The sequence below is a fragment of the Methylomonas aurea genome (assembly GCF_024505045.1).
GTDB classification, from domain to species: domain Bacteria; phylum Pseudomonadota; class Gammaproteobacteria; order Methylococcales; family Methylomonadaceae; genus Methylomonas; species Methylomonas aurea.
Map to the genome: position 1 here is coordinate 15,835 of NZ_JANIBM010000034.1, position 24,939 is coordinate 40,773.

General features: G+C 56.8%; 24 protein-coding genes and 3 tRNA genes. 16 read left to right on the plus strand and 11 right to left on the minus strand.

All coding sequences use genetic code 11. The features are described from left to right. Positions 1 to 89: 89 nt before the first annotated feature. From NP603_RS18110 to NP603_RS18125, 4 genes are all read right to left on the minus strand, one after another. Positions 90 to 165: transfer RNA gene (locus tag NP603_RS18110), tRNA-Gly, on the minus strand. Between the two features lie 9 nt (positions 166 to 174). Further along, a tRNA-Cys gene (locus NP603_RS18115) sits at positions 175 to 248 on the minus strand. A 48-nt stretch (positions 249 to 296) separates the two neighbouring features. Continuing rightward, positions 297 to 372, minus strand: a tRNA-Gly gene (locus tag NP603_RS18120). A 50-nt stretch (positions 373 to 422) separates the two neighbouring features. After that, a complete protein-coding gene (locus tag NP603_RS18125) occupies positions 423 to 950 on the minus strand; it encodes a hypothetical protein (RefSeq protein ID WP_256612264.1) in 528 nt (175 codons plus the stop codon). A gap of 229 nt (positions 951 to 1,179) precedes the next feature. Between NP603_RS18125 and NP603_RS18130 the strand changes: the two genes are divergently transcribed. From NP603_RS18130 to NP603_RS18145, 4 genes are all read left to right on the plus strand, one after another. Next, positions 1,180 to 2,511: a TolC family protein gene (locus tag NP603_RS18130; protein ID WP_256612265.1), complete on the plus strand. Its 1,332-nt coding sequence runs from the start codon at positions 1,180 to 1,182 to the stop codon at positions 2,509 to 2,511. 20 nt (positions 2,512 to 2,531) lie between these two features. Beyond that, the gene (locus tag NP603_RS18135; protein WP_256612266.1) at positions 2,532 to 3,629 is read left to right on the plus strand and encodes an efflux RND transporter periplasmic adaptor subunit; all 1,098 of its coding nucleotides are present in this window, start codon (positions 2,532 to 2,534) and stop codon (positions 3,627 to 3,629) included. After that, the gene (locus NP603_RS18140) at positions 3,626 to 6,886 is read left to right on the plus strand and encodes an efflux RND transporter permease subunit (RefSeq protein WP_256612267.1); all 3,261 of its coding nucleotides are present in this window, start codon (positions 3,626 to 3,628) and stop codon (positions 6,884 to 6,886) included. The genes NP603_RS18135 and NP603_RS18140 overlap by 4 nt, the downstream gene beginning before the upstream one ends. A gap of 104 nt (positions 6,887 to 6,990) precedes the next feature. Continuing rightward, positions 6,991 to 7,548: a Uma2 family endonuclease gene (locus NP603_RS18145; protein ID WP_256612268.1), complete on the plus strand. Its 558-nt coding sequence runs from the start codon at positions 6,991 to 6,993 to the stop codon at positions 7,546 to 7,548. 121 nt (positions 7,549 to 7,669) lie between these two features. On the opposite strand, the gene NP603_RS18150 is transcribed toward NP603_RS18145, so the two are convergent. The 4 genes from NP603_RS18150 to NP603_RS18165 all read right to left on the minus strand — a co-directional run bounded on the left by NP603_RS18150 (position 7,670) and on the right by NP603_RS18165 (position 11,641). Then, positions 7,670 to 8,209 (minus strand): Swt1 family HEPN domain-containing protein, encoded by a 540-nt coding sequence (locus tag NP603_RS18150; protein WP_256612269.1) that lies wholly within the window; start codon positions 8,207 to 8,209, stop codon positions 7,670 to 7,672. 40 nt (positions 8,210 to 8,249) lie between these two features. Then, positions 8,250 to 8,858, minus strand: coding sequence for a DUF5343 domain-containing protein (locus NP603_RS18155; RefSeq protein ID WP_256612270.1), 609 nt, complete (start codon positions 8,856 to 8,858; stop codon positions 8,250 to 8,252). A 216-nt stretch (positions 8,859 to 9,074) separates the two neighbouring features. After that, positions 9,075 to 9,998, minus strand: coding sequence for a DUF3616 domain-containing protein (locus tag NP603_RS18160; RefSeq protein WP_256612271.1), 924 nt, complete (start codon positions 9,996 to 9,998; stop codon positions 9,075 to 9,077). A gap of 56 nt (positions 9,999 to 10,054) precedes the next feature. After that, on the minus strand, positions 10,055 to 11,641 hold the full coding sequence (locus tag NP603_RS18165; RefSeq protein ID WP_256612272.1) for a flavin monoamine oxidase family protein: 1,587 nt from the start codon (positions 11,639 to 11,641) through the stop codon (positions 10,055 to 10,057). A 173-nt stretch (positions 11,642 to 11,814) separates the two neighbouring features. Between NP603_RS18165 and NP603_RS18170 the strand changes: the two genes are divergently transcribed. From NP603_RS18170 to NP603_RS18225, 12 genes are all read left to right on the plus strand, one after another. Further along, entirely contained in the window at positions 11,815 to 12,621 is an 807-nt protein-coding gene (locus tag NP603_RS18170; protein WP_256612273.1) for an NAD(+)--dinitrogen-reductase ADP-D-ribosyltransferase, read from the plus strand. Beyond that, entirely contained in the window at positions 12,621 to 13,520 is a 900-nt protein-coding gene (gene draG, locus NP603_RS18175; RefSeq protein WP_256612274.1) for an ADP-ribosyl-[dinitrogen reductase] hydrolase, read from the plus strand. Before NP603_RS18170 ends, draG begins: the two co-directional genes overlap by 1 nt. 96 nt (positions 13,521 to 13,616) lie before the next feature. Continuing rightward, positions 13,617 to 14,552 (plus strand): hypothetical protein, encoded by a 936-nt coding sequence (locus tag NP603_RS18180; RefSeq protein ID WP_256612275.1) that lies wholly within the window; start codon positions 13,617 to 13,619, stop codon positions 14,550 to 14,552. A 174-nt stretch (positions 14,553 to 14,726) separates the two neighbouring features. Continuing rightward, positions 14,727 to 14,960 (plus strand): acyl carrier protein, encoded by a 234-nt coding sequence (acpP, locus tag NP603_RS18185; RefSeq protein WP_013820083.1) that lies wholly within the window; start codon positions 14,727 to 14,729, stop codon positions 14,958 to 14,960. Positions 14,961 to 15,055: 95 nt separating this feature from the next. Then, a complete protein-coding gene (gene fabF / locus NP603_RS18190) occupies positions 15,056 to 16,300 on the plus strand; it encodes a beta-ketoacyl-ACP synthase II (RefSeq protein ID WP_256612276.1) in 1,245 nt (414 codons plus the stop codon). A gap of 27 nt (positions 16,301 to 16,327) precedes the next feature. Then, on the plus strand, positions 16,328 to 17,167 hold the full coding sequence (pabC, locus tag NP603_RS18195; RefSeq protein ID WP_256612277.1) for an aminodeoxychorismate lyase: 840 nt from the start codon (positions 16,328 to 16,330) through the stop codon (positions 17,165 to 17,167). Next, positions 17,152 to 18,141, plus strand: a complete 990-nt coding sequence (mltG, locus tag NP603_RS18200; protein ID WP_256612278.1) for an endolytic transglycosylase MltG — start codon at positions 17,152 to 17,154, stop codon at positions 18,139 to 18,141. Before pabC ends, mltG begins: the two co-directional genes overlap by 16 nt. Next, entirely contained in the window at positions 18,138 to 18,764 is a 627-nt protein-coding gene (tmk, locus tag NP603_RS18205) for a dTMP kinase (protein ID WP_256612280.1), read from the plus strand. The genes mltG and tmk overlap by 4 nt, the downstream gene beginning before the upstream one ends. Further along, positions 18,752 to 19,804: a DNA polymerase III subunit delta' gene (locus NP603_RS18210; protein ID WP_256612281.1), complete on the plus strand. Its 1,053-nt coding sequence runs from the start codon at positions 18,752 to 18,754 to the stop codon at positions 19,802 to 19,804. Before tmk ends, NP603_RS18210 begins: the two co-directional genes overlap by 13 nt. Further along, the gene (locus NP603_RS18215) at positions 19,752 to 20,102 is read left to right on the plus strand and encodes a PilZ domain-containing protein (RefSeq protein ID WP_054763059.1); all 351 of its coding nucleotides are present in this window, start codon (positions 19,752 to 19,754) and stop codon (positions 20,100 to 20,102) included. Before NP603_RS18210 ends, NP603_RS18215 begins: the two co-directional genes overlap by 53 nt. A 47-nt stretch (positions 20,103 to 20,149) precedes the next feature. After that, positions 20,150 to 20,947 (plus strand): TatD family hydrolase, encoded by a 798-nt coding sequence (locus NP603_RS18220; RefSeq protein ID WP_256612282.1) that lies wholly within the window; start codon positions 20,150 to 20,152, stop codon positions 20,945 to 20,947. Between the two features lie 199 nt (positions 20,948 to 21,146). Further along, positions 21,147 to 22,280 (plus strand): methyltransferase, encoded by a 1,134-nt coding sequence (locus tag NP603_RS18225; protein WP_256612283.1) that lies wholly within the window; start codon positions 21,147 to 21,149, stop codon positions 22,278 to 22,280. A 5-nt stretch (positions 22,281 to 22,285) separates the two neighbouring features. Here the strand turns inward: NP603_RS18225 and NP603_RS18230 are convergent, their stop codons facing one another. The 3 genes from NP603_RS18230 to NP603_RS18240 form a co-directional block, all read right to left on the minus strand. Further along, positions 22,286 to 23,149 (minus strand): glycosyltransferase family 2 protein, encoded by an 864-nt coding sequence (locus NP603_RS18230; protein ID WP_256612284.1) that lies wholly within the window; start codon positions 23,147 to 23,149, stop codon positions 22,286 to 22,288. A 71-nt stretch (positions 23,150 to 23,220) separates the two neighbouring features. After that, on the minus strand, positions 23,221 to 23,988 hold the full coding sequence (gene gloB, locus NP603_RS18235; RefSeq protein WP_256612285.1) for a hydroxyacylglutathione hydrolase: 768 nt from the start codon (positions 23,986 to 23,988) through the stop codon (positions 23,221 to 23,223). A gap of 65 nt (positions 23,989 to 24,053) precedes the next feature. Next, positions 24,054 to 24,809 (minus strand): class I SAM-dependent methyltransferase, encoded by a 756-nt coding sequence (locus NP603_RS18240; RefSeq protein ID WP_256612286.1) that lies wholly within the window; start codon positions 24,807 to 24,809, stop codon positions 24,054 to 24,056. Between the last annotated feature and the right edge of the window lie 130 nt (positions 24,810 to 24,939).

A 24,939-nucleotide genomic window follows, 5' to 3' on the forward strand; every position in this document is an offset into this window, starting at 1 on the left:
CTACTTTCTCCCGGTCGATCAAGATGGGGCGGGAGCGGGCTTCTGACGGACATAAAAAAGCCGCGATATTCGCGGCTTTTTTATGAATTTGGAGCGGGAAACGAGACTCGAACTCGCGACCCCGACCTTGGCAAGGTCGTGCTCTACCAACTGAGCTATTCCCGCATGTCTATATGGAGGCTGCGACCGGAATCGAACCGGTGTATACGGCTTTGCAGGCCGCTGCATAACCACTTTGCTACGCAGCCTTAATCGGTCAAACAAAAAAGCCGCGTTTTGCCGCGGCTTATCGAATTTGGAGCGGGAAACGAGACTCGAACTCGCGACCCCGACCTTGGCAAGGTCGTGCTCTACCAACTGAGCTATTCCCGCTTGGCTAACTATCCTGCCTATTATAAAAGCTAAATTTTTTGTGTCAACACTTATTGCAAGTTGATTGATGAAGTCCACGCGCGCCGGCCTTGGCATTCCCCGCTCGCTGCGATTTCGACTTCTGCCCAGACCAGATTTTTGTCGGTAGGATCGTTTTGGATTTGGGTTAATTTGACCGGTGTATTCATCGGCATATGTTTGCAGGCGCCATCGCGATCGTTTTCTTCGGTGTCGTCGTAAGCAGCCAACGAGCCCGGTACCGAGACCAATCTGACCGTCGCATTCGGATCGTAAGTATTGGGGCTTTTCAGCACGTAACTTTGGCCAGCAACCAGCGGTTTTTGTTGGTGGACTGGCAGTGTCGGCTCGGAGCCGCCGCTAAACATCAGGGCGAGTAGAACGACTGCTGCGCCGCCGATCGCGCCGTAAAAAACTTTGGGGTTGGATTCTTTTAATGCCAGAAAGCCGGCCAGAGCATTGCCGGCGGCTGCGGTTGGGGCTGCAGCAGGGCTGGCGGCGGCCTGATTCGGCTCCTCGGCCTGATTCGCGGTTTCGTTGGTGTTTTCGTCAAGGCTCATGCGCTGTATCCTCTCAAGCTAATTATTATTATGGAAGGTTATTGGGTGAGTGCCTAAAGTTACCATGATGACCAAACATTTCAAGCATTCATTTCTACGCCCGGACGACTAACCTATCCAGTAGTATCGGCAATACTGAATTTGCACGAATAAAAAAGCCATAAGAGAAGCGATTTGGCTTATAATATTAGGAAATACTTAATTACTAACATTTGGCAGTGCTATGCGTATGATTGTGAAATATAGCGTTGTACCGCTTGCGGCTTTGCTGGGTTTTACGGGGCCGGTTGCCTCGGCTTCAGCGACTTACACCTTGGAGCAAGCCGTCGAGCAAGCGTTGGCCAACAATCCGGAACTGCGGATCATGCAGGAGCGGATCGAGCAAGCCGACGCCCAGTTGGGGCAGGCGCTCGCCAGTTTCTATCCGCAAATCAAAACCAGCCTGTCCTACCAGCATAGCGACAATCCGGCCATGGCATTCTCGATGATCATTGCCCAGCGGCGTTTGAATCTGAACGGCGGCGATTTTAATCATCCGGGCGGTGTCGACAATTACCGGCCGCAAGTCACGGCGACTTACTCGCTGTTCCGCGGCGGCCAGGATTACTATTTGAGCCAGGCCGCGCAACTGGGCGTCGAAAGTTCCGAACTGGAAAGGGCTGCCACCCGCAACCGGTTGGTGAACAACGTCACCGCAGCTTATTACGGCGGTTTGGCGGCGATCGAGGCGCACCAAGTCAATAACCGCGCAATTGAAGCGGTACAGAGCGAATTGAATCAATCCAAGATTCAATACGACGCCGGCGTAGTGCTGAAATCCGACGTGCTGTCGTTGGAAACGCAACTTGCCGAGGCTAGAGACGCCGAAATCCAGTCGGCGCATGCCATCGAACTGGCGCAGAGCCTGTTAAAGACCCTGTTGGGCTTGAACGTCAACGAGGCATTCGATTTTGCCGGCAATGTGCAACCCGACCTGCCGGGCAGCCCTGCCGGTTTCGACGAGTTGCTGAACCAAGCGCTGGCGCAACACCCCGAGTTGAAAAACGCCGAGAAACGCGCTGCTATCGCCGAACAGCAATTGGCTGCCGCCAAAGCGGCGCATTTACCGCGCGCCGATGCCTATGTCAGTTACGGTTCGGACAGCAAGGACTTGGCGTTCAGCAGCAACCGCGACAACGTCAGCGCCGGCGTCATGGTCGAAGTGGACGTGTTTTCCGGATTCGCTACCCAGGAAAAAGTCCGCAAGGCCGAGCACGAACTGACCGCAGCGCAAGAAACCGTCAGGCAGACCCGGTTGCGTATCGAAAACCAGCTCAAGTCGGCGCAGCTCGGCTTGCAGCAGGCTTTGAACCGGGCTGAGGTCAGCGATGTCGCGGTGCGCGCCGCCGAGGAAGCGTTGCGTTTGGTCAACGAGCAACGCCGGGCCGGCGTCGTGACCGTTACCCGCTACCTGGAAGCTGAAGTCGCCCGAGATCGCGCGCGCAACCGGCAAATCAGCGCCCGCTACGATGCCTTGCGCGCCGAAGCGGACCTGAAACAAGCCCTCGGCTTTTGGCAATAAACCCTCGCAGGCATACCCACATGTCCCAACATCTTTCTCTTTCCGACAAACCGAAGTGGCTGATGCCGGTGGCGGCGATCGGCGGCTTGTTATTGGTCATTCTGCTGGCGCTTGGTGTTTTGGGCGGCGCAAGCAAGATTGAGCCCGGTACTGCCGCGGTAGCGGCCCGAAGCGTTCCCGCCGATGCGCCGACTGTGCGCGTGACCAGACAGGCGGCCGCCGGCACTTCGGTGTGGCAGGGCTCGGTACGTTCCCGGCTGGCGATAAAAATTGCGCCGAAGCTTAATGCCAGAATCCTGGAAATGCCGGCCCATCCCGGCGACCGTTTGAAAAAGGGCCAATTGCTCGCCAAATTGGACGACCGCGACTTGCAAGCCGCCTACAATGCCGCCAATGCCGCCTACGCCGCGGCCCAAGCCCAGGCGGCGCAGGCCGGCGCCGACGAGAAACGTATCGTCGATCTGTACCAAAAACAGGCCGCCACCCGGCAAAACTACGACGCGGTCATGGCTCAGGCTAAAGCGGCGCGGGCCATGGCAAATCAGGCCGCCAGCGCCGCGCAGCAGAGCAAGGTCATGCTCGGCGAGAATCTGTTGTACGCGCCGTTCGACGGCGTGGTCGGCGAACGCTTCCAGGAGCCGGGCGACATGGCCGTGCCGAACCAGCCTTTGCTCAGTTTTCACCAACCCGACGATTTGCGGCTGGAAGCGGCGATAGCCAGTCAATGCGCTGCCCAGCTTGAATTGGGCGCGGCGGTATCGGTCAGAATCGACGCCTTGCGGCAGACGCTGTCGGGCACGATAGACGAAATCGGCCCGGAGATCGATCCGCAAACCCTGACCCAACCAGTCAAAGTCAATTTACCGAAAACGCCCGGCCTGCAACACGGCCAGTTCGCCTGGCTGGAAACCCGCTGCCAGGGGCCGCAAACCGTGTTGCTGGTGCCGATTAGCGCCATCGTTCGATACGGCCAATTACAGGCCGTGCGCGTGGTCGAAGGCGGTCAATGGCAGATGCGGCATATCCGCAGCGGCAAACGTTACGGCGATCAATTGGAAGTGCTGTCCGGTCTGCGGGACGGCGAAACCATCCTGTTGCAAGGCGAGCTCGGGCAATGAATTCCAACGAAACCAAAAAAGACAGCCTGACGGTTGCCATTGTCCGGTTGTTCACCACGTCGCACCTGTCGTTGCTGTTTTTGCTGATCTCGTTGTTGGCCGGCGCCGCGGCGCTGATGTTGACGCCGCGCGAGGAAGACCCGCAAATCGTGGTGCCGGTGATGGACGTGTTTGTGCAGGCGCCGGGCGCTTCGGCCGACGAAGTGGAAAAACAGATCACGACGCCGCTGGAAGTGTTGCTGCGCCAGATCCAGGGTGTGGAATACGTCTATTCGGTATCGCGGCCGGGCCAGGCGGTGGTCACAGTGCGCTATTACGTCGGCGAGAACCTGGAAAACAGTCTGATCAAGACCCGGGATAAATTGCTGGCCAACCAGGACATCATTCCGCCCGGCGTCAGCGACTGGCTGGTCAAGCCGGTGGAAATCGACGACGTACCCATTTTATTGCTGAGCCTGTCGCCGCAGAACACCAACGTCGACGAAATGGGCTTGCGCCGTATCGCCGACGAACTGATCGAGCGGTTGCGGGCGGTGGATAACGTCGGCAAAAGCTGGGTGGTCGGCGCCGCGCCGCGGCGGATCTCGGTTTATCCCGATCCGGCCAAATTGCAGGCCGGCGGTATCGGTCTGGCCGATGTGCAACGCGCGTTGCAGCAGAACAACCTGAATCTGCAGGTTGGCCAAACCACCGCCAACGACCGCGAAATCGTCTTGGAAGCCGGACCCTACTACCAAAGCGCGGAGCAGGTCGGTAATACCGTGGTGGCCGGCGGCAACGGCCGCTTGCTGCATTTGCGCGACGTGGCCGAAATACTCGACGGGTCGGCCGACACCGACTACTACACCCGCATCGGTTTCGGCCCGGCCGTGGCGCAAATGCACACGCTCGGCGAGCCCGGCCACTTGCCGCAGGCCGGCGAGGAACGGCCGTTGGCGACCATCGCCATCGCCAAGCGCCGCGGCGCCAACGCCGTCAGCGTGGCCGAACAGGTGTTGGCGCTGACCGAAGAACTGAAAGGCTCCTTGATTCCGGACGACGTGTTACTGACCGTGACCCGCAACTACGGCGAAACCGCCGACCATAAGGTTAACGAACTGGTCATGCATCTAGGCATCGCCATTTTGACCATCATCGTTTTGCTGGCCTTGTCGCTCGGTTTTAAGGAATCGCTGATCGTATCGCTGGCGGTGCCGATGACGTTTGCGATCACGCTGCTGTGCGACCTGATCTTCGGTTACACGATCAATCGGGTCACCTTGTTTGCCTTGATCTTGTCGCTGGGTTTGTTGGTGGACGACCCTATCGTCGACGTCGAAAACATTCACCGCCATTACAAGCTGCGCAAAGAACCGCCGTTGCAAGCCTTGCTCAGCGCGGTCGACGAGATCAGGCCGCCGACGATACTGGCGACGTTTGCGGTGATCATGTCCTTCGTGCCGATGTTTTTCATCACCGGCATGATGGGGCCGTACATGGCGCCGATGGCGTTTAACGTGCCGATCGCGATGCTGTTGTCGCTGGTGATTGCCTTCAGCGTTACGCCCTGGGCCAGTTACCGGTTATTGAAGGGCGATTACGGCAAAGACCACGGCCCGGCATTCGATTTGAAGCAGAGCCGGGGATTCAGGGTTTACCAAGCGATCCTGGCACCGCTGCTGGCGGACAAAGCCAAGGCCTGGTGGTTTTTGGGAGCGGTGATCGTGGCCTTCGTGTTGTCGGCCTTGATGGCGGTGACCCGAGTGGTGCCGCTTAAATTGCTGCCGTTCGACAACAAAAACGAGCTGCAACTTGTCATCGACATGCCCAAGGGTTCGTCGCTGGAAGCCACCGACCGCGTTGCCGCGGAGCTGGGCCGCTATCTGGCGACGGTCAACGAAATCAGCAGCTACCAAAGCTATGTCGGTCTGTCGTCGCCGATGGATTTCAACGGCATGGTCCGCCATTACTATTTGCGGCAGGGCGCCAATGTCGGTGACATCCGCATCGTCCTGGCCGATAAAACCCGTCGCGAGCAAGGCTCGCATGAAATCGCGCTGCGGATGCGGCCCGAGGTCGACCGCATCGAAAAACAATTCGGCGCCAACATCAAGATCGTGGAAATGCCGCCGGGGCCGCCGGTGCTGTCCACCGTCGTCGCCGAAGTCTACGGTCCTCCGCAAGCCGATTACGCCGATATCATCAATGTCGCCAACCGGGTGCGGGCGGACATGCAGCAAACCGAGGGTGTGGTCGACGTCGACGATTTCGTCGAAGCCGATTACGACAAATGGCAGTTTCTGGTCGAACACGACAAGGCTGCCGCATTGGGCGTGACCGCGGCGCAAATCGCCCAAACCTTGCAGTTGGCGCTGGCCGGCGTCGATGTCGGGTTGCTACACATTGAGAACGAGCGGCAACCGCTGGCCATCCGGCTGCAATTGCCCCGCGCCGCGCGTTCGGCCGAAGCCGATCTGCTGGCCTTGTCGGTCAAAACCGCCAACGGCGTATTGGTGCATCTGAGCGAGTTGGGCCGGTTCGAGCGCCAGAGCGGGCAAAAGGCCATTTACCACAAGAACCTGCAACGCGTGGCTTACGTCACTGCGGAAATGGCCGGCCGCAGTCCGGTCGAGGCGATTCTGGATTTGTTCGACGTGTTCGAAGCCAAACCACTACCGGCCGGTTATAAAGCCGAAATGGCCGGCGAGGGCGAATGGAAAATCACCGTCGACGTGTTCCGCGACCTGGGCTTGGCTTTTGCCGCGGCGATGGTGATGATCTATATCCTGCTGGTCGGCCAGACCGGCTCGTTGGGTGTGCCGCTGATCATGATGATCGCGATTCCGCTGACCGTAATCGGCATCATGCCCGGCTTCTGGTTGATCAATCTGTTCGCCGGCAACGTCGGCGAATACGCCAGTCCGATCTATTTCACGGCCACGGCGATGATCGGCATGATCGCGCTGGCCGGCATCGTCGTGCGCAACTCGATCATCCTGATCGACTTCATCGAAAACATCTATCGTGGCAACCCGGAGATTTCGCTAGCCGACGCCATCGTCGAAGCCGGCGCCACCCGTTTGAACCCGATCTTTCTGACCGCCGCCTCGGCGGTGCTGGGTTCGATGATGATCGTGCTGGACCCGATCTTTTCCGGCCTGGCCTGGAGCTTTATCTTCGGCATCATCGCTTCCACCTTGTTTTCTTTGGTGGTGATACCGGTGGTGTATTTCTTGATTAACCGGGATATGCCTAAACAAGTGCAGGCAGACGAGTAGTGGTTCGTAAAGGTAAAGGTTGTACAATCCCGGGCAAATATAAAATCGGGTTGGGCGATTGAAGCGTTCTCCAATCGGCCTGTTAAATCGGATGAGGAGTTTTTATGTCGGTCCCGCTTGCAAAACCGCCGCGCATGACAGCCGAAGAGTATCTGGCAATGGAAATGTCCAGTCAGGTCAGGCACGAATACGTGGCCGGCGAAATCTTTGCGATGACGGGCGGCAGCGACAGCCATAACCTGATCGCCGGCAATCTGTACATTTTGTTTCGAGAGCACTTGCGCGGCACGTCTTGCCGGGTGTTCATGTCCGATCTGAAGCTAAAGGTCGAGGCAGCCGATGCGTATCTTTATCCCGATTTGATGGTGACTTGCGAAACCGCCAAGGACAGCCATTTCCGCGAGCAGCCTGAATTGGTCGTCGAAGTGCTGTCCGATTCGACCGCCAAATACGACCGGGAGCACAAGCGCCGAATGTACCAAACCCTGGCAAGCCTCCAGGAATACGTGCTGGTGGCACAAAGCTGCATGGACGTACGCGTTTACCGGCGCACCGCCGAAGGCTGGGACATGGCCATTTACACCGACGGCGCCAAAATCCCGCTGCAATCCATCGAACTGGACATCCCGGTAGATCGGATCTACGAATCGGTTTGGAATTGAGGCAGGGGGATGGTGTGGGGCAAGGCGGAGTGGGGTGTTTCATTGAGCGGGGAGGGGCTGACATTTGCGGTTTTATGCAAATGTCAGTACGTCCGCTGGAATGATGGGTTGGGCAACATGGTTAAAGTCCGATAACCCTGTTCCAGTCGGCAACATACATGTAAATCCGTTGGAATTCGCTTGGGAGAAGCATGCGGTTGTGGGCGATGAAATTCCGGGCCTTTTCCAACTCGTCCATTCGTTGTTTGAGCCAGTGCTGAGATGGCATCAGAGCCTCAAAGTGTTTCCAATTTTCAAGAATGATCGACGCCAGTTGGCCGAAATCGACAAAGCCGAGAATGTCGGACTTTTCCCCTTCAAGCCACGAATCTGAAAACGCTGTCTTTTGTCGAGTCTCGGCATGACTCTTAACTTTTGCGGGAAGTTTGTTGGCCCACTCCGGCCCTTCCTTCTCTTCAAGTGTTTCGCGGATTAGAGAGCGAACCTCGTTCTCGAAGCAATGAAGAACAGCATACAGGCGAGCCATTTCAAGAGCTCCATTTCGGCGTGAAACCCCAAAGGGAGTTAGGGCTTCCGACAATAACCGTTCTTCGGCTTGACCATGATCTGCACCGACCTGAATGCCGGCAGCCTGGAATTGCCCGGCCTCAGATTCAAACATCAGACCTCGAAACATATAGTCACGAAGATCCTTCCGGAAGTTAGTCAAGGAGGTGCTCCTTCAATGATTTGAAGATTGCGTTGAATACCTCTATGTCTTTTGTCGCAGGGAGGTGTATTTGAATGTTGTAGTGCAATGATGGGCGACCATGCCCCTTTTGTCTGGGATCTTCTTCTTTCTGCAATGGTGTTTCCTTTTCGGCGAATTTTGACTCAGGTGCGGCTTGCGGCGCTACATTCAAGTCAGCAAGATCTAGCAACGCGAAGAACGTCGCAGCCATGAGTTTTGCCACATTTGGGCTCGCGTTATGCGTACTCTTGAATTTACCTTCGATTAGGTCGCGGTCGGCCGTTGTCGGCTTTGCTTTTATCGTAAACAGATCGCCATAAGCTTCCTTGATTGCCTCTGCCATCACATGCCGAGGAGCGCCGCCTCGATAATCGTGATAGCGAATCGTCGGTGTGCCATCCGCGGACAAAAAACCGAGTGCCTTCAGCACAGGAATCACGGCACGAAAATTCGATGATGTGTAGCCCCAGTCTTTTAGGTGTTGAGTAGTAAACTTCTCTGGAGCAGAAGCTTCTGATATACGTTGAAATATCTCGGGCAACTGACCGTATACCTGTACGTATGCATTTGTGAGGGCCATGCAAATATCTCCTTATTTAATGTTGCCCGACAAGCCGATATATGGATTCTGTATATCTCCCGAATCCGGGATTACATACATTCATATTCTATCTTAGCTAAATTACGGGGGATTCGCTCTGAAGCAAAACGTCAAGAATTTCGGAGTGGGCTCAGAGATTTTAAAACTCGCGGCCTGAGACCTTTCGTACTTCAAAAACGAAAACTTATTGTTACGTCAAAGTTTTACCGAAACGCGCTGAAACCCCTTCGTATCGCCATCGTCGCTCAACAATTCGACCCGATCCTTTTTGCCGGGAAAAAAGAACGCCGCTTCGATATTCAATTCGCCAAGTTCGGCGTCCAAACGCTTGGGTTTGTCGGTTCGGCCGTTGCTGTGCCACAGATACAGTCGGTGTTTCTCGCGCCGGTCTTCGTTGGCATGGTAAGGCCCGGCGACAATAAGGTATTCGTTGCCTTGGCGCCAGGCGATGTCGCGGATGCCGTAGCCGCCGAGGTCCAGTTCGATCGGGTCGCCGAATTTTGCGGCTTGGCCTTGCAGAAGGTTTAGCGGATTCAGTAGCGGCACGATCAGGGCCTTACCGTCTTGTAATCGGCCGTTTTTCTCGGTGCCGCCGGTCAGCGGATTGCGGAAACCGATCAGCAAACTTTGCTCCGGCGTGGCCGCCAAACCTTCGATACTGAGGCCGCCCAAGGCTTTGGGCGCGATGCCAACTGCCTTATCCAACCGATAGGGTTTAAACCGGCGGTCCAGGATCAGGTCGTCGATCAAGGTCCGGTAAATTTGCCCATAACGCTGTCCGCTGAATTCGCCGACGGCGTTGCGCTGGATTTGCAGTGCGAACAGCCGGTGGCGGCTGGGGCGGCGTTCGCCGTCTTTGTTGGTGCTGTGCGATCCGATCCAGAAATAAACGTCGCCGATCGCGGCGGCGCCTTCCAAATCGATTTCGCAGCCTTTGCCGTCTTCGATTTCGCCGGCAAACAATTCAGACAACGCGATGCGGGGCGGTAAGACTTGTTCATGGCTGCTGTCGAACACGCCGAGCAGGTTGTCTTCATCGTCGGCGACGACGAAATGGTTGGCGTCGATGGCAACAGCGCCGGAAACGTTGGTACAGCCGCGATAACGTTTTGGGTCCATAGCAAGTCTCCGAATGGGTGATGGTTAGGAAGCCGCTGCGGCAGGGCCTGGCGCGGTTACAGTTGTTTTATGACGTAGTCCGCCGCCAGCCGGCCGGTTTGGGCGCCGCCTTCCATGAAGCCGTAATAAGCATCGCTCAGATGTTCGCCGGCGAACAGCAGCCGGTCGAATACCACTTGCTGCGCCGCGGCAGGATTGGCCTCGACCCAGAAGTAGTCGGCAAATTCGCTGAGCTGACCAGGAGCGAAGTTGGCGTAGCCGCCGCCGGTGTAACGGCTGTTACCCCAGACGCTGCGAATATTGGCGCCGTTGGCGGAAACGGCGGCGCCCGGTACGAAGCGGTCCAAATCGGCGATGAAGCGGTCGGCTACGGCGTTAAAATTGGATGTGCGGTTGAATTGCCGGGCTTGGTCGCCGCCCAAAAAGAAATTCAAGGCGCCGTCGGTGCGCCGGGGTTGGCGCTGCGATTCGTCCCAAACTTCGGCGAAGCCCAGGTCGGTCCAGGCCGCCAGGCTAAAGCCGTTCGGCTGGTGCCAGAAGCGCCGGTCGAATCCGGCGATCAGCTTCTCGTTAACGCCCAGGCCGGTTTCGGCGATGAAGCGGCGGAACCGCGCCGGCAACGAAACGCGCAAATCGACGCGGCGCAAGGCTGGAAACGGCATCGCGATAATGACGATGTCGGCATCGGCTTGGCTTCGATCGGCAAATTGCAGCGCGTAGCGGCCGTTGTGCCGGTCGATACTGTGCAGGGCTGTGCCGAACCGGATTTGGCCGGCCAAGCTTGCGGCGAGCGCATCGGTAATCGATGCCGAGCCGCCCTGCACGGCAAAGGCTTCGTCGCTGTAGCTGAGCAGTTCGACCGTTTGACCGTTTACGACCGGTAACAGAAACAACAGCTGTAATGCCGAGGACTCGGCCGCTTCGACGCCGTATTCGGTCCGAATCGCGTTTTCCAGCAGGGGGCGGACGTAGGGTTGGGAGATTTTATCGGCGTGGCGGTCTAGGTAATCGGCGACCGAGAGCTGGTCGAATGCCGGGGCGTAAGTATCCCAATCGCTGTCCAGCAGGCCGGCGTCGTCGCCGATCTGCCCGGCCAGGTCGGCCAGGTCCAACGCGAGCTGCGCTTCGCTGTAAGCGACGCCGTCGAATAAATAGGCTTCCTTCGGATAGGGTAGGCGCCTGGCGTCTTTCAGCTTGTTGAACAACGGAATATCGAAGGCTTTGGCCAGGGCGCGCATGTCGTGGTGATCGGTATTGATCAATTCCGCGCCTAGATCGACGGTCAAACCGCCATTGATGCGGGTCGACAGCATGCGGCCGCCGGCGCGGTTGCGGGCCTCGTAAACCGTCGCGGTTATGCCGGCTCGTTGCAGGCGATAGGCGGCGTTTAAACCGGCGATGCCGGCGCCAATAATTGCGACGCGTTGTCGCGTGCGGCTAATGTTGGCGTTGGCCGGTAAGGGCAGACTTTGGCCGAGCAGGCCGGCGATACCGGCCGCGACCGAGGTTTTGACGAAGCGGCGCCGATTCCAGCCGAGTTCGGTTGCCGTAACCGGTGACGGGCGCTGCTGAGTCTGGAGGTGTTGGCGGCGGGCCGCTTGCAAGGCCAATATCAGCCGGCGAAATGACAAAGAATGCGCCATGGTCGAACTCCCGATTGCTGTGCAACGATGACGCATTGTGCTACCGCGCCGGCTAATTCGCAAACCGGGGTTTGTTGCCGGCGTGGCGATGAGGAGTGATCCGTGCCGGTATGGCAAGCGGCGGGGATCGATGTCAGAATGCCGGTACCGCGAACCAACGCATCATTTAACGAATGCCCGACATCAGCCGTTACGGTCACAGTACCAATTTAATCGGTGTTGCGACCGCCTGTATCGCTAGCCAATTGTTCAACGACCATCCCAAGCCCTTGCATATTGCCGGCACGCGGGAGTCGGCGCCAGGTTTATTCGACCAATTGGCGCAACAAGCGACTTTGGCCGATTGCGGCAGGGTGTTCCAGGACTACATGTGCGTGGTGTTCGGCTTCGAAACCGAACAGCGCTTGCGCGACGACGCGCAGGGCCGGCGCCGTTACCGTAACAGTTACCTGCGCTTGATCCAGGATTGGGGGATGGATTCCAACAATGCCCAGGGTGCGGTAATGAAGGGCTGGGTGGAAAGCCGCTTCGGTTTGTTTCCGAACTTTCATAAAACCAGGATTCGCAATTTCATCAGCAACGACTGGCTGACTTATATCGAAGAAAAGATGAACAGCCGTTACCACAACAACTGTATCTATATGCAGTTGGATCTGGTTTACGAGTTTTGCCAGTGGGTGGTCGAGCGGTTCCAGGTTCCGGCCGCGACTCACAAAACCCTTTACCGGGGCGTGGACGCGTTGGAAGATTACGTCGTCAAGGAAGAAGGCCGGCACGATAAAATCGTACGCTTCAACAGTATCGTCTCGTTTACCGATCGGCCGGGCATTGCCAGCGAATTCGGCGCCAATATTCTGCAAGTACAGGTGCCGATGGTAAAACTGGTGTTTTTTAACGAACTGCTGCCGCATCATGCCTTGCGTGGCGAAGCGGAATATCTGGCGATTGGCGGCGATTACCGGGTTAAGGTGTTGAGTTGATGAACGAACAGATTATAAGTCGGGCACTGGGGGCTTATTTGGGCTTTGCCTGCGGCGATGCCTTGGGAGCGACGGTCGAATTCATGTCGCCCAAGCGGATTCAAAAACATTACGGCGTGCACCGCGACATCATTGGCGGCGGTTGGTTGGCTTTGGCGCCGGGCCAGGTTACCGACGACACCCAGATGTGTTTGGCGTTGGCCCAGGCAATCGTTGATAACCAAGGCTGGAATTTGCGGGCGGTGGCCGAAAATTTTCTGGCCTGGCTGGAAAGCGGGCCGGTCGACGTCGGCAATACCTGCCGGCGCGGCATTCTCCGGTTTCGCGACCGGGGCGAACTGTCGGGCGAACCGCGCGACGACGAAGCCGGGAACGGTGCCTGCATGCGCAATCTGCCGGTGGTGTTGGCGACCTTGCAGCGGCCGGAAGTGTTCGAGCAGTGGAGTTTGCAACAAAGCCGAATTACCCATCACCATCCCTTGTCTGATGCCGCCACCCTGGCGCTGGGAACCATGGCGAGCCTTTTGATCGGCGGCCAGGGGATGGAAGCCTGCCTCGAGGTTGCGTCGAAACTCGTAGATCGATTCGCCGAGTTCTCGTTCGAACCTTATCCGGGCCGGGCGTCGGGGTTTATCGTCGATACCGTGCAGACCGTGCTGCACCATTTTTTCAATAGCGATAGCTTCGAGTCCTGTCTGATCGCCACTGTCAACCAAGGCGGTGATGCCGATACCACCGGTGCGCTGGCGGGCATGTTGGCCGGCGCACAATACGGCGTAGACGGCATTCCAAAGCGCTGGCTGAATCAGCTCGATCCCAAGGTTGCCTCGCAAATCCGTAGCCAGGTCGATGCGCTGTTGCGGCTAGGTCTTGCCGAATCCCTGGAGCCAGTCGCATAGCGGCCAAGCAATCCGCTAAGACTGTCGGGAGATTTTTGTTGGTTCGGGCCGATTCGGCCTACAATGGCCAGCTTGACCATTAAGGATGAGCAGCCGATGACGCAACAGTCGTTTACCTTCGAACAAATCCATATTGAAGTTGCCCGTAACGCCTCCGACGATTTCAACCTGTTTCACGACAAGCACAAATGGTTGCAGATTACCCATAACCCGTTTAAGGGCCCGATCGTGTTGGGTTTTCAATTGAACACGCTGATCGAATACCAGATGCGGTTGTACCGCGAGGCGCAGCACGAAGACCAAATCATTGCCGAGAAGCAGTTGCGGTTCAGCAATTACCAGATCACCTTCGTCAACGCGCTGCGGCCGCGGCAGGAAATGACGTTGAATATCAAGAAGACTCTGATCAATACCATTCCGGAACTGACCTTGACCAACCGGGTGGCGATCAAGTCGCAGGGCAAGACCATTTTGCTGGGTTACAAGAAGGAGACCAAGTCGCCGCTGTTTTTGGCCGATGTCGATTTGAGCGGTTTGCCGGATTTGAACGGCGTTGCCGATAAAACCGTGGTGCCCGGTACCGGCTTCTTTCTGAAGCGGAAGTGGATGAATAACGGCAACGTCAAAAACTTTCTGTCCGGATCGTTTGCCGAACAATCGGATTATTTCGACGAATTGACCCATGTTGCGCATTATCCGGAGGTGTATCCTTGCAGCCTGACTTCAGGAGCCTTGCTGGAAAAAGCGCAGTTGGAGAACCACGATTTCAAACGCAATCCGATGGTCTACACCTCGCACGATATCTCGGTGGACAGGACGCATCTGGCAAGGGTGAAAAACAACGACAAACTGCATATCTTGGTCAAGCAATTGCCGGAATCGAAAGACAATACGCTCAACCAAACCAATATTATGTTGCGTACTTACGAGTGCTTCGGTTTGCTGGAAGACGGCGCGATTTTGTATCGAATCAAGCTGAATTTGGTGCCGTTGGAGGAAATTCTGAAAAATTTGAGAGGCAAGGCCGCCTAGCGGAGCGGCCAAGTCCGGCGGTCGGGCTAATGTTGTGAATTTTTTGGAACATCAAGTATAATCCGCGAAGTCGTTAGGCTAGGCCGGTGACGAGATAGCAAATTCAATTAATACAACACTAAAGATAAGGTAAGTGCTTGCAATCGGGCATTTGCATTGTTCGAGGAAAAACATATGAGTAATATCGAAGAACGAGTAAAAAAGATTGTCGCGGAACAATTAGGCGTAAAGGAAGAAATCGCAAACGATGCGTCTTTTGTCGACGATCTTGGTGCTGATTCTTTAGACACAGTTGAACTCGTCATGGCTTTGGAAGAAGAATTCGAATGCGAAATTCCGGACGAAGAAGCCGAAAAAATCACCACCGTCCAATTGGCTATCGATTACATCAACGCCAATCTGCAATAACAGCAAGTTGTTTTCAAACGCTAGTGGATGATGCCATCCACTAGCCGATATATCCCCCTTCTCTGGTTGTCTTCTTTAATTACCGGTAGTTTACTGTGAGCACACGTCGAGTTGTAATTACGGGCTTAGGCGCTGTTACGCCGTTAGCCAACAATGTTGCGGATACCTGGGACGGTATTGTCAATGGCAGGAGCGGCATCGGGCCGATCGATTCCTTTGATATCTCGCCTTTCGCAACGACTTTCGGCGGCGTGATCAGAAACTTCAATATCGGAGACTACATTCCGGAGAAGGACGCCAAACGAATGGACGGCTTCGTCCACTACGGTATCGCCGCCGGCTGCCAGGCGATCGAGGATTCCGGCATCGTCGTCACCGAAGAAAACGCCGAGCGTATCGGCGTTGCGATCGGTGCCGGCATCGGCGGTATCACCGGGATCGAGGAGTGTTACGCCACATATGTGGCGGGCGGTCCGCGCCGGATCTCGCCGTTTTTCGTGCCCGGCAACATCATCAACATGATTTCCGGCAACCTGTCGATCAAATACGGCATGAAAGGGCCGAATTTTGCGATCGTAACGGCCTGTTCCACCGGTACCCATAACATCGGCGATGCTGCGCGTCTGATCAAATACGGCGATGCCGACGTGATGGTTGCAGGCGGTGCCGAGCGCTGCACCACCTCGCCGACGGCGATGGGCGGCTTCGCTTCGGCGAAAGCGTTGTCGCGGCGCAACGACGATCCGCAACGCGCCAGCCGGCCCTGGGACCGCGACCGCGACGGTTTCGTCCTCAGCGACGGCGCCGGTGTGATCGTCCTGGAAGAGTTGGAGCACGCCAAAGCGCGCGGCGCCAAGATTTATGCGGAACTGGTCGGTTACGGCATGAGCGGCGATGCCTACCATATCACCTCGCCGTCCGAGGGGGGCGAAGGCGCAGCGCGCTGCATGCGCAATGCGATGCGCGACGCCAAAATCAACCCGGAACAGGTCGATTACATCAACGCCCACGGCACTTCGACGCCGGCCGGCGACGTCGGCGAAACCCACGCCATGAAAAAGGCGCTGGGCGATCATGCCTACAAACTGGCGGTGAGTTCGACCAAGTCGATGATCGGCCATCTGTTGGGCGCTGCCGGCGGTATCGAAGCGGTTCTGACGGCGCTGGCGATCAAGCACCAAATCGCGCCGCCGACCATCAACCTGGAAAACCAGGATCCCGATTGCGATCTGGATTACGTGCCTAACACCGCCAGAGACATGAAAATCGATCTGGCGATTTCCAATTCGTTTGGCTTCGGCGGCACCAACGGCTCGCTGGTTTTCAAACGTTTCGAATAAAGCGGTCAGATCCGACAGTGTCCGGCTATGTTTTTACTGAATGGCGCACCCGGACACTACGTCGACGTTGCCGATCGCGGCTTTCAATACGGCGACGGCCTGTTCGAAACCATCGAGGTTCTTGACGGCAGGCCGCTGTTTCTCGATCGGCATCTGCGTCGGTTGGCACTCGGTTGTCAGCGTCTGCTGATTCCGATGCCGGCAGCCGAACTTCTCGCCGGAGAAGCCGCGAAGTTGGCGCAACAGGCCGAACGTGGCGTGCTGAAAATCATCGTCACCCGCGGTTCCGGCGGGCGGGGTTACCGCCAACCCGAACCGATTCAACCTACCCGGCTACTCAGCCTGCATCCTTATCCGGATTATCCGGAAACATTCCAAACCGACGGTATCCGCGCCCGTTTTTGTTGGCAACGCTTGTCGGTTAATACGACTCTCGCCGGCATCAAGCACTTGAATCGACTGGAACAAATTATGGCTCGGGCGGAATGGCGCGACGACGATATTCAGGAGGGCTTGATGCTGGATAGCGAAGACCGCGTGGTCGAGGGCGTGATGAGCAATCTGTTTGCCGTCAAGGCCGGCCAGTTGTATACCCCGAGCCTGGCCGGTTGCGGTGTGGCCGGGATAATCCGGGAGTTGATCGTCGATTTTGCCCGTAACATCGGCGTTCCGCTGTATGAAATCCCACTGGACCAAGTCGAAGTGCTGGCCGCTGACGAGTTGTTCGTGACCAATTCGGTGATCGGCATTTGGCCGATCAAGCGCTTGGAACAACGCGTATTTGCCGTAGGGCCGGTGACCCGGCGAATGCAGGGCTTATTGAACCAGGCCAGAGTGGCCGAGGCCCAAGCGTGTTCCGCAGCATAGTCGCCTTTACATTGCTGATGGTTCTGGGTCTGGTTTCAATTTGGGCCGGCATGCACTATCACATTATCGAGAAAAAACCGATTGTGATCGGCGAAACCGTCATCGAAATCAAAAAGGGCGATACCCTGGAATCGGTGATCAAAACCTTGCGCAATCAGCGGGTCATGGTGAACCGGTTTTGGTTCAAGCTGTTTGCCTACCGCAAGCAGTTGGACCGCACCTTGAAAGTCGGCGAATACGTGCTGGCCAAGGGCGCCACTGCCGCCGACGTATTGCAACAACTTACCGAAGGCCGCACCCGGCAATATTCGATTACGTTTCCGGAAGGCTGGACCTTCAAGCAGATGTTCCAGGCCATCAAGGACAATCCGAATCTGCAGCACACCTTGAGCGACAACGAGCTGAAGGACTTGATGGCGAAGGTCGGTTCCGACAAGAATCACCCGGAAGGGCTGTTTTTCCCCGACACCTATTTTTTCGAAAAAAATACCTCGGACGTGGATTTGCTGAAACGAGCGCATGACCGGATGCAGGCCGTGCTGCGCGAGGAATGGCGCAAGCGCGACCGGGACGTGCCGCTGGACGACCCCTATCAAGCGCTGATTCTGGCGTCGATTGTCGAGAAGGAAACCGGTGCCGGCGAAGAACGGCGGCAAATCGCCGGCGTATTTGCCCGCCGCTTGAAGAAGGGCATGTTGTTGCAAACCGATCCGACCGTGATTTACGGCATGGGCGACGATTACCACGGCGACATTCGCCATAAGGACTTGCGCGAGCCGACGCCTTACAACACTTACGTGATCGAAGGACTGCCGCCGACGCCGATCGCAATGCCCGGCAAACAGTCGATCGCCGCCGCTTTGCATCCGGACGACGGCGATGCCTTGTTTTTCGTCGCCCGTGGCAACGGTCGCCACGCCTTTTCGGCAACCCTGGCCGAGCACGAGAAGTACGTGGACCGTTACCAACGATGAGGCCGGGCCGATTCATCACGTTGGAAGGCGGCGAAGGCGTAGGCAAATCCACCAATTTACAATTCATCCGTCAATGTCTGGCCGGGCGCAACATTCCGCTGCTGGTTACCCGCGAGCCGGGCGGCACGCCGATTGCCGAAAAGATCCGCGCCATTCTGTTGGACCACAGCGAGGAAGCGTTGACCGAACAGGCGGAACTGCTGCTGGTATTCGCGGCAAGGTCTCAGCACATCCGCCACGTGATTCAGCCAGCCTTGCAACGTGGGGAATGGGTGGTTTGCGATCGCTTTACCGATGCGACATACGCCTATCAAGGCGCCGGGCGCAATATGGACCCGGCTGCGATTGCCTGGTTGGAGCGGATGGTTCAGGGCGGACTACGCCCGGATTTGACCTTCGTACTCGACGCGCCGGTCGAGACCGGTCTGCAACGCGCCAAACGCCGCGGCGAACTGGACCGTTTCGAAACCGAACAACTGGATTTTTTCGAACGCATACGCCAAAGCTATTTACAGCGCGCTGCCGGGGATCCGGTGCGTTACAAAATTATCGATGCGGCGTTGCCGCTGCCGCAAGTTCAGGCGCACTTGCTCGCCGAGTTGGAAACATTATGGGCGAGCTGACGCTTTATCCGTGGCAGCAACAACACTGGCACCGGCTGCGGAGTTACATTCAGCAGAACCGAATCCCGCAAGCCCTGCTGTTTTCCGGCCCGGCCGGACAGGGCCGTCGCCATCTGGCCGAATATTACGCCCGTGCCTTGCTATGCCATGCGCCGCAAGACGAAGGTACACCCTGCGGCGCTTGCGCTGCCTGCAAATTATTCGACGGCGGCACTCATCCCGACTTCATCGCGATCGAGCCCGACGAGCCCGGCAAGGCCATCGGTATCGATAAAGTCAGGCAACTCATTGTTAAATTGGCGTTGAAGCCGCAGTACCAGGCTTACCGGGTCGCAATTTTCCAGCCGGCCGATGCGTTGAACACGGCGTCGGCGAATGCGTTTCTGAAGTGTCTGGAAGAGCCTGGCGAAAGAACCTGTTTGCTGTTGATCAGCGAACAACCGGCCCGTCTGCCGGCGACGATACGTAGCCGCTGCCAGAAGATCGTCTGCGAAATCCCGGAGCGCGAGGTGGCCTTACGCTGGTTGCGCAGCTCGGGAGTACAGGAGCAGGCCGAGCTGCTGCTGGATTTGGCCGGCGGGGCGCCGCTGTTGGCCCAGCGTTACGCCGAAACCGGAATTGCGTCACTGCGGCAAGAATATTTTCGGGCCTGGTTGCAAGTTGCCGAGGGTAAGACCGATTGGTTGGCCGTTGCCGAGCGCTGGCACAAGCAGGAACAAATCGAATTGAATGTGGTTTTGGCCTGGATGGCCGGCTGGCTGGCCGATATCGTCAAATGCGCTTTTCGGGCCGATTCGGCGCATTTTGCCAATCCCGATCTGAAAAACAGCTTGCAAGGCGTTGCTGAGCGGCTAGAATTGCGGGGAGTTTACCGATTCTACGACCGCGTGTTGACGGCGAAAGCGCAGTTGGCCACGCAATTGAATCAGCAATTGATGCTAGAACAACTGTTAATCGACTGGTCTCAACTCAACGCACACGGACATTATGGCGGAAGCAGCTCCTCGACAAGGTATCCTGTCGCTATCGATCAAGGATAAAAACGCGCTTTATGCGGCTTATATGCCGTTCGTCAAAAACGGCGGCCTGTTCATCCCCACCAAACGCGAATACGAAATGGGCGAGGAAGTTTTCATGTTGCTGAATTTGATGGAAGAGACCGAGCGCTTGCCGATTGCCGGTAAAATTATCTGGAAAACGCCGAACGGCGCCGAAGGTTACCGTTCCGCCGGTATCGGCGTGCAGTTCAGCGACCAGGACGGCGGTGCGGCGCGCAATAAGATAGAAACCTATCTGGCCGGCGCGCTGGAGTCGGACCGCTCCACCCATACCATGTGACCCGAAACCGGACGGTTACCGTCCGGCGCTACTATTTTCCAAGCTTCATGTTCATCGATTCCCATTGCCATCTCGACCGCATCGATCTGGCACCTTATGCTAACGATTTCGACGTTTTTGTCGGCGCGGCCCGAGCAGCCGGCGTCGAGCACATGCTGTGCATTGCCATCGACCTGGAATCGTATCCGGCGATGTTGGCGCAAACTGCGCCATATCCCGATATCTCGCTGTCGGTGGGCGTGCATCCGAATGTCACCGACGGCCGCGAGCCTGACGTCGACGAATTGTTGAGATTGGCGGCAAACGACAAGGTGATTGCGATCGGCGAAACCGGCCTGGATTATTTTCATAGCAAGGGTGATCTGGAATGGCAGTTTCAGCGTTTCCGCAATCACATCGCGGTGGCCAAGCAGTTGCACAAGCCCTTGATCATTCACACCCGGGATGCCGGACAGGATGCTTTGGACGTGTTGCAGGCGGCAGGCGCCGATACGGTGGGCGGCGTGATTCACTGCTTTACCGAAGATTGGGCCTACGCGCAACGGGCCATCGAGTTGAATTTTTACGTGTCGTTCTCCGGCATAGTCACGTTCAAAAATGCCGAAGCGATTAAAGACGTGGCGCGCAGAATTCCGGCCGACCGCTTTCTGATCGAAACCGATTCGCCTTATCTGGCCCCGGTGCCTTACCGCGGCAAGCCTAACTATCCGACTTACGTGCGCTACGTAGCCGAACATATTGCCGAATTGCGCGGTATCTCGGTCGAAGCGGTGGCGGAGCAATCCAGCGAGAATTTTTACCGGTTGTTCGGGCTTGAAGCCGGACGCCGCGATTTGGCCGCGTAAAAAAAATGCGTTAGCGCCGAACCCGGCACTAACGCACAAAGAGGTGGGGTGTAACTCTCATTTTCCCGAAGGACGCATACAAGAGTTGCTGTGAGTTTACTGGAGCATTCTAACGTTGGAAATGTGGCAATTTGCCGCGTGACAATTTGTCGCTGACTTCGTTAGCTCTACATTTCCCATTTTCCGGATTTAACTATCGATGGCAGAGCTATTCAGCGTCCCGCAGGGCTGTTTTCGGCTAACGCGCCAACCCTACCGAAAAAACGAATTGTTGCAGGCCTGGGACGCTGCCGACGACTATTTGCTGCATCATCTGGCCGAAAACGAAACGCTTGCCGGTCAGAATATTGTGATACTGAACGATAGCTTCGGGGCGCTGGCCGTGGCGTTGAGCGAATTTCGGCCGACGGCCATTTCCGACTCCTGGTTGTCGCAGCAGGCGACTCGCGAAAATTTGGCCGCGAACGTTATAGCGGCCGACCATGTGCTGTTGTTGGATAGTCTGTCGCTGCCATCGACGCCGATCGATCTGCTGCTCATCAAAATTCCGAAGACTTTGGCCTTGCTGGAGTACCAGTTGCATAGGCTCAGGCCGTTATTGCGGCCGGATAGCCGCATCGTTGCGGCCGGCATGGTCAAGGCTTTACCGGCCAATGCCTGGAAATTGCTGGAACGGCTGGTCGGACCGACCGTGCCGTCGTTGGCCAGAAAAAAGGCCAGGCTGATTTTTGCCAGTCTCGATCCGAGTATTCGGCCGCCGCAAAATCCCTACCCCAGTTATTACCGCTTGACGGCCGACGAGCCGCCGCTTTGCAACCATGCCAATGTATTTTCCCGGGAGAGTCTGGATATTGGTGCCCGCTTTCTGTTGCAACATCTCCCGGACCAGCCGGGTTATCGAGACTTCATCGATCTGGGGTGCGGCAACGGCGTGATCGGGTTACGCCTGGCCGAATTGAATCCGGCTGCGAACGTCGCGTTTGTCGACGAATCGTTCATGGCTATCGCTTCGGCAACGGAAAATTTTCGCAGCCGGTTCGGCGATGCGCCGCGGGCGAAGTTCGTCGTCGGCGATTGCCTGAGCGGTTTTGCACCGGCCAGTGCCGATTGCATCGTCTGCAATCCGCCGTTTCATCAACAACACGCGATCGGCGACCATATCGCCTGGCGCATGTTCCAACAGGCGCATGCGGTGTTACGGCCCGGCGGCGAGTTGCGGGTGATCGGTAACCGCCACCTCAATTACCATATCACGCTGAAAAAACTGTTCGGCCGCTGCCGGCAAGTGGCGGCGAATGCCAAGTTTGTCATTTTCAGTTGCGAAAGGGCTTGAGCCGGCTATTCGATGTTTTTGTAGTGCAGAGACGAGATTTGTTCCGAGACGATGCCGATCAGGAAGGTCACGATGGCGGAAAGAAATAGCACGGCGCTCATGTTGGTGAAACGGGCTTCAGTAATATAGGTGTAGGCGTAATAACCGACGCCAAGACTAAAAATCGAGGCGCTGATCGGCAGAAACAGGCGCATCGGCGAGAACAGTACGCCGATGCGCAGAATGATGATGAAGAAACGCAGGCCGTCGTGCAGCAGGCGAATGTGGCTCTTGCCGCTACGTTTGCCGGCTTGGATCGGCACGTAAGCCACCGGAAATCCGGAGCGGAAAAACGCCATCGTACTGGTGGTCGGATAGGAAAATCCGTTCGGTAGCAGGTAAAGAAATTTGCGGAATTTGTCGGCGCGTGCGGCACGGAAGCCGGAGGTCAGATCTTCGATTCGGTGGCCGGTCATCGAGGACGCCAACTTGTTGTAGAAGCGGTTGGCAACGCGTCTGAACCACGAAGCATGGCTGCGGGCGTTTCTGGCGCCGACCGCCATGTCGTAGCCTGCGTTTATTTTTGCCAATAATGCGGCAATATCGTGCGGGTCGTGTTGGCCGTCGGCGTCCATGAACACCAGAATTTCGCCCTTCGCTTGTCTGGCTCCGGTTTTAATCGATGCGCCGTTACCCATGCAATAGGGATGGCGGATCACCTTGACTCCGGCGTCGCCGGCAATGGCGGCGGTATCGTCGCTGGAGCCGTCGTCGACCAGTAAAATTTCGGCCTGCGGGTACAACTCCAGCAATTTCGGCAGAAAAACCGGCAGGTTTGCCGCTTCGTTCTTGGCGGGCAGGACAATACTCAGCGACTCAGGTGTTTTCATCGAGCGGTCAATTTACGGTGGAAACCACAGCGCAGTTTAGCAGACTTCGCCAGTACCGGCTGCCGCGGGCTTTAGCGGAACCGGTCCTTCTGCCGGCGCATCGCGGCGAAAACCTCCAATGCCGATGCCGCCGGCAGGGCGAGGTGTTGCCTGATCTCCGAGCTGTGTTCGCGCAGGAACGGATTGGTCGCCAATTCCTGGCCGATAGTGGAGGGCAGGGTGGGAGCGTTACTGCGCCGGAGTTGGCAGACTTCGGCGTAACGGCGCTGCAATTGCGGATTACCGGGTTCCAGCGTCAACGCGAAGCGGGCGTTGGCTTCGGTATATTCGTGCGCGCAATAGATTTTGGTCTCGGCCGGGAGTGCTTTCAGTTTTTGCAGCGATTGCCACATTTGTTCGGCGCTGCCTTCGAACAGGCGGCCGCAACCCAATGAAAACAAGGTGTCGCCGCAAAACAGGGCTCGACTGCCGGCGCTGTAGTAGACGATATGGCCGACGGTGTGGCCCGGCGTATCGATGGCTAGAAGTGTTTCGCCGCCGAGTGCTATCCGGTCGCCGTCGTCAAGTCCGATGTCGATGCCCGGAATTCTGGAATGATCGGCCTTGGCGCCGACGACTGTACAGCCTGTCGCCGCTTTCAGTTCCAGATTGGCGCCAATATGGTCGCTGTGGTGGTGGGTATTGAAAATGTAATTCAGCTCAAATCCGCACCGTTGCAGCGCAGCCATGACCGGGAGTGCCGCCGCCGGGTCGACGACCGCGGTTACCCTGCTATCCGGTTCGTGCAGCAAGTAGATATAGTTGTCGGCTAGCGCCGGAATGATGCTGATTTCTAACATAATGGATGGCAACTGACTGAATATCGGTAGTTAGAATTTCTGCACTGTTGGTGAGACTTGAGATCCTATTTTTGCGCGACGAACACCATCTGATGGCAGTGGTAAGGGTCGATTTTTTCGGCAATCGGCTGCAGAAAATTGGGTAGCGGATACAAGCCGAAGCCGTAACCGGTAACGTTGCTGAAACCCAGCAAATTCAGATACTTTTTCAATGCCAAAAAACTGAACACGACCAAATGCCGGTGTACCGGCGTATCCGTCTCAGTGTCCCATTGCAGTTCTTCCGGACTGACTTTGAAAATTTCCTGCGTCTGGTTGAACAGGTCGGAATCGGGATGCGGTCCGCTGGAAGGCATGCGCCCTGCGAGAATCAAGGCCGCGGTAAAGTAGGTGCTGATATTGGGAGTCAAGATTACCAGTTTGCCGCCTGGCTTTAACGCCCGCTTGGCTTCGCGCAAGAATTGGCAACCGTTAAGCAGGTGCTCTAAAACCGACAGAGCGAATATGCAGTTGAAGCTGTCTGCTTCGAAAGGCAATTTTTGATTCAAATTGGCGTGCTGGACGTTCAGCTGCTTTTGGCGTGCGATTGCCACCGCGTCGCCGTTCCATTCTAGTCCGTAATACTGGCTGCGTTCCAGGTTCAATTCGGCCGCCAAACGCTCGAACCAGCCGCCGGAATCGGCGCCGCAGTCCAGGCACGGGCCGCCCAGTTCCTTCAGTGTCGATATGATTTCGCGGGAGGCCTGCGCGTAAGCCTCCGTCATGGTGCGCTGGTACAAGGATTTGAAATACCCCGCCAGCACGATCTTGCCTAAGCGCAAAAAGCTTCGATCTGCTGGCGGATGCCGTTGGCATCGAGCCCGCACAGGCTGAGCAATTCCTCGCGGGAACCCTGCTCGACGAAGCGGTCGGGCAGGCCGATGTTCAACACCGGCATCAGAATCTTCTGTT

Bases quoted from the DNA above. Each gene is read 5' to 3' on its own strand.
- NP603_RS18125 (WP_256612264.1), bottom strand. From the start codon at position 950: ATGAGCCTTGACGAAAACACCAACGAAACCGCGAATCAGGCCGAGGAG.
- NP603_RS18130 (WP_256612265.1), top strand. From the start codon at position 1,180: ATGATTGTGAAATATAGCGTTGTACCGCTTGCGGCTTTGCTGGGTTTT.
- NP603_RS18135 (WP_256612266.1), top strand. From the start codon at position 2,532: ATGTCCCAACATCTTTCTCTTTCCGACAAACCGAAGTGGCTGATGCCG.
- NP603_RS18140 (WP_256612267.1), top strand. From the start codon at position 3,626: ATGAATTCCAACGAAACCAAAAAAGACAGCCTGACGGTTGCCATTGTC.
- NP603_RS18145 (WP_256612268.1), top strand. From the start codon at position 6,991: ATGTCGGTCCCGCTTGCAAAACCGCCGCGCATGACAGCCGAAGAGTAT.
- NP603_RS18150 (WP_256612269.1), bottom strand. From the start codon at position 8,209: ATGTTTGAATCTGAGGCCGGGCAATTCCAGGCTGCCGGCATTCAGGTC.
- NP603_RS18155 (WP_256612270.1), bottom strand. From the start codon at position 8,858: ATGGCCCTCACAAATGCATACGTACAGGTATACGGTCAGTTGCCCGAG.
- NP603_RS18160 (WP_256612271.1), bottom strand. From the start codon at position 9,998: ATGGACCCAAAACGTTATCGCGGCTGTACCAACGTTTCCGGCGCTGTT.
- NP603_RS18165 (WP_256612272.1), bottom strand. From the start codon at position 11,641: ATGGCGCATTCTTTGTCATTTCGCCGGCTGATATTGGCCTTGCAAGCG.
- NP603_RS18170 (WP_256612273.1), top strand. From the start codon at position 11,815: ATGCCCGACATCAGCCGTTACGGTCACAGTACCAATTTAATCGGTGTT.
- draG (WP_256612274.1), top strand. From the start codon at position 12,621: ATGAACGAACAGATTATAAGTCGGGCACTGGGGGCTTATTTGGGCTTT.
- NP603_RS18180 (WP_256612275.1), top strand. From the start codon at position 13,617: ATGACGCAACAGTCGTTTACCTTCGAACAAATCCATATTGAAGTTGCC.
- acpP (WP_013820083.1), top strand. From the start codon at position 14,727: ATGAGTAATATCGAAGAACGAGTAAAAAAGATTGTCGCGGAACAATTA.
- pabC (WP_256612277.1), top strand. From the start codon at position 16,328: ATGTTTTTACTGAATGGCGCACCCGGACACTACGTCGACGTTGCCGAT.
- tmk (WP_256612280.1), top strand. From the start codon at position 18,138: ATGAGGCCGGGCCGATTCATCACGTTGGAAGGCGGCGAAGGCGTAGGC.
- NP603_RS18210 (WP_256612281.1), top strand. From the start codon at position 18,752: ATGGGCGAGCTGACGCTTTATCCGTGGCAGCAACAACACTGGCACCGG.
- NP603_RS18215 (WP_054763059.1), top strand. From the start codon at position 19,752: ATGGCGGAAGCAGCTCCTCGACAAGGTATCCTGTCGCTATCGATCAAG.
- NP603_RS18220 (WP_256612282.1), top strand. From the start codon at position 20,150: ATGTTCATCGATTCCCATTGCCATCTCGACCGCATCGATCTGGCACCT.
- NP603_RS18225 (WP_256612283.1), top strand. From the start codon at position 21,147: ATGGCAGAGCTATTCAGCGTCCCGCAGGGCTGTTTTCGGCTAACGCGC.
- NP603_RS18230 (WP_256612284.1), bottom strand. From the start codon at position 23,149: ATGAAAACACCTGAGTCGCTGAGTATTGTCCTGCCCGCCAAGAACGAA.
- gloB (WP_256612285.1), bottom strand. From the start codon at position 23,988: ATGTTAGAAATCAGCATCATTCCGGCGCTAGCCGACAACTATATCTAC.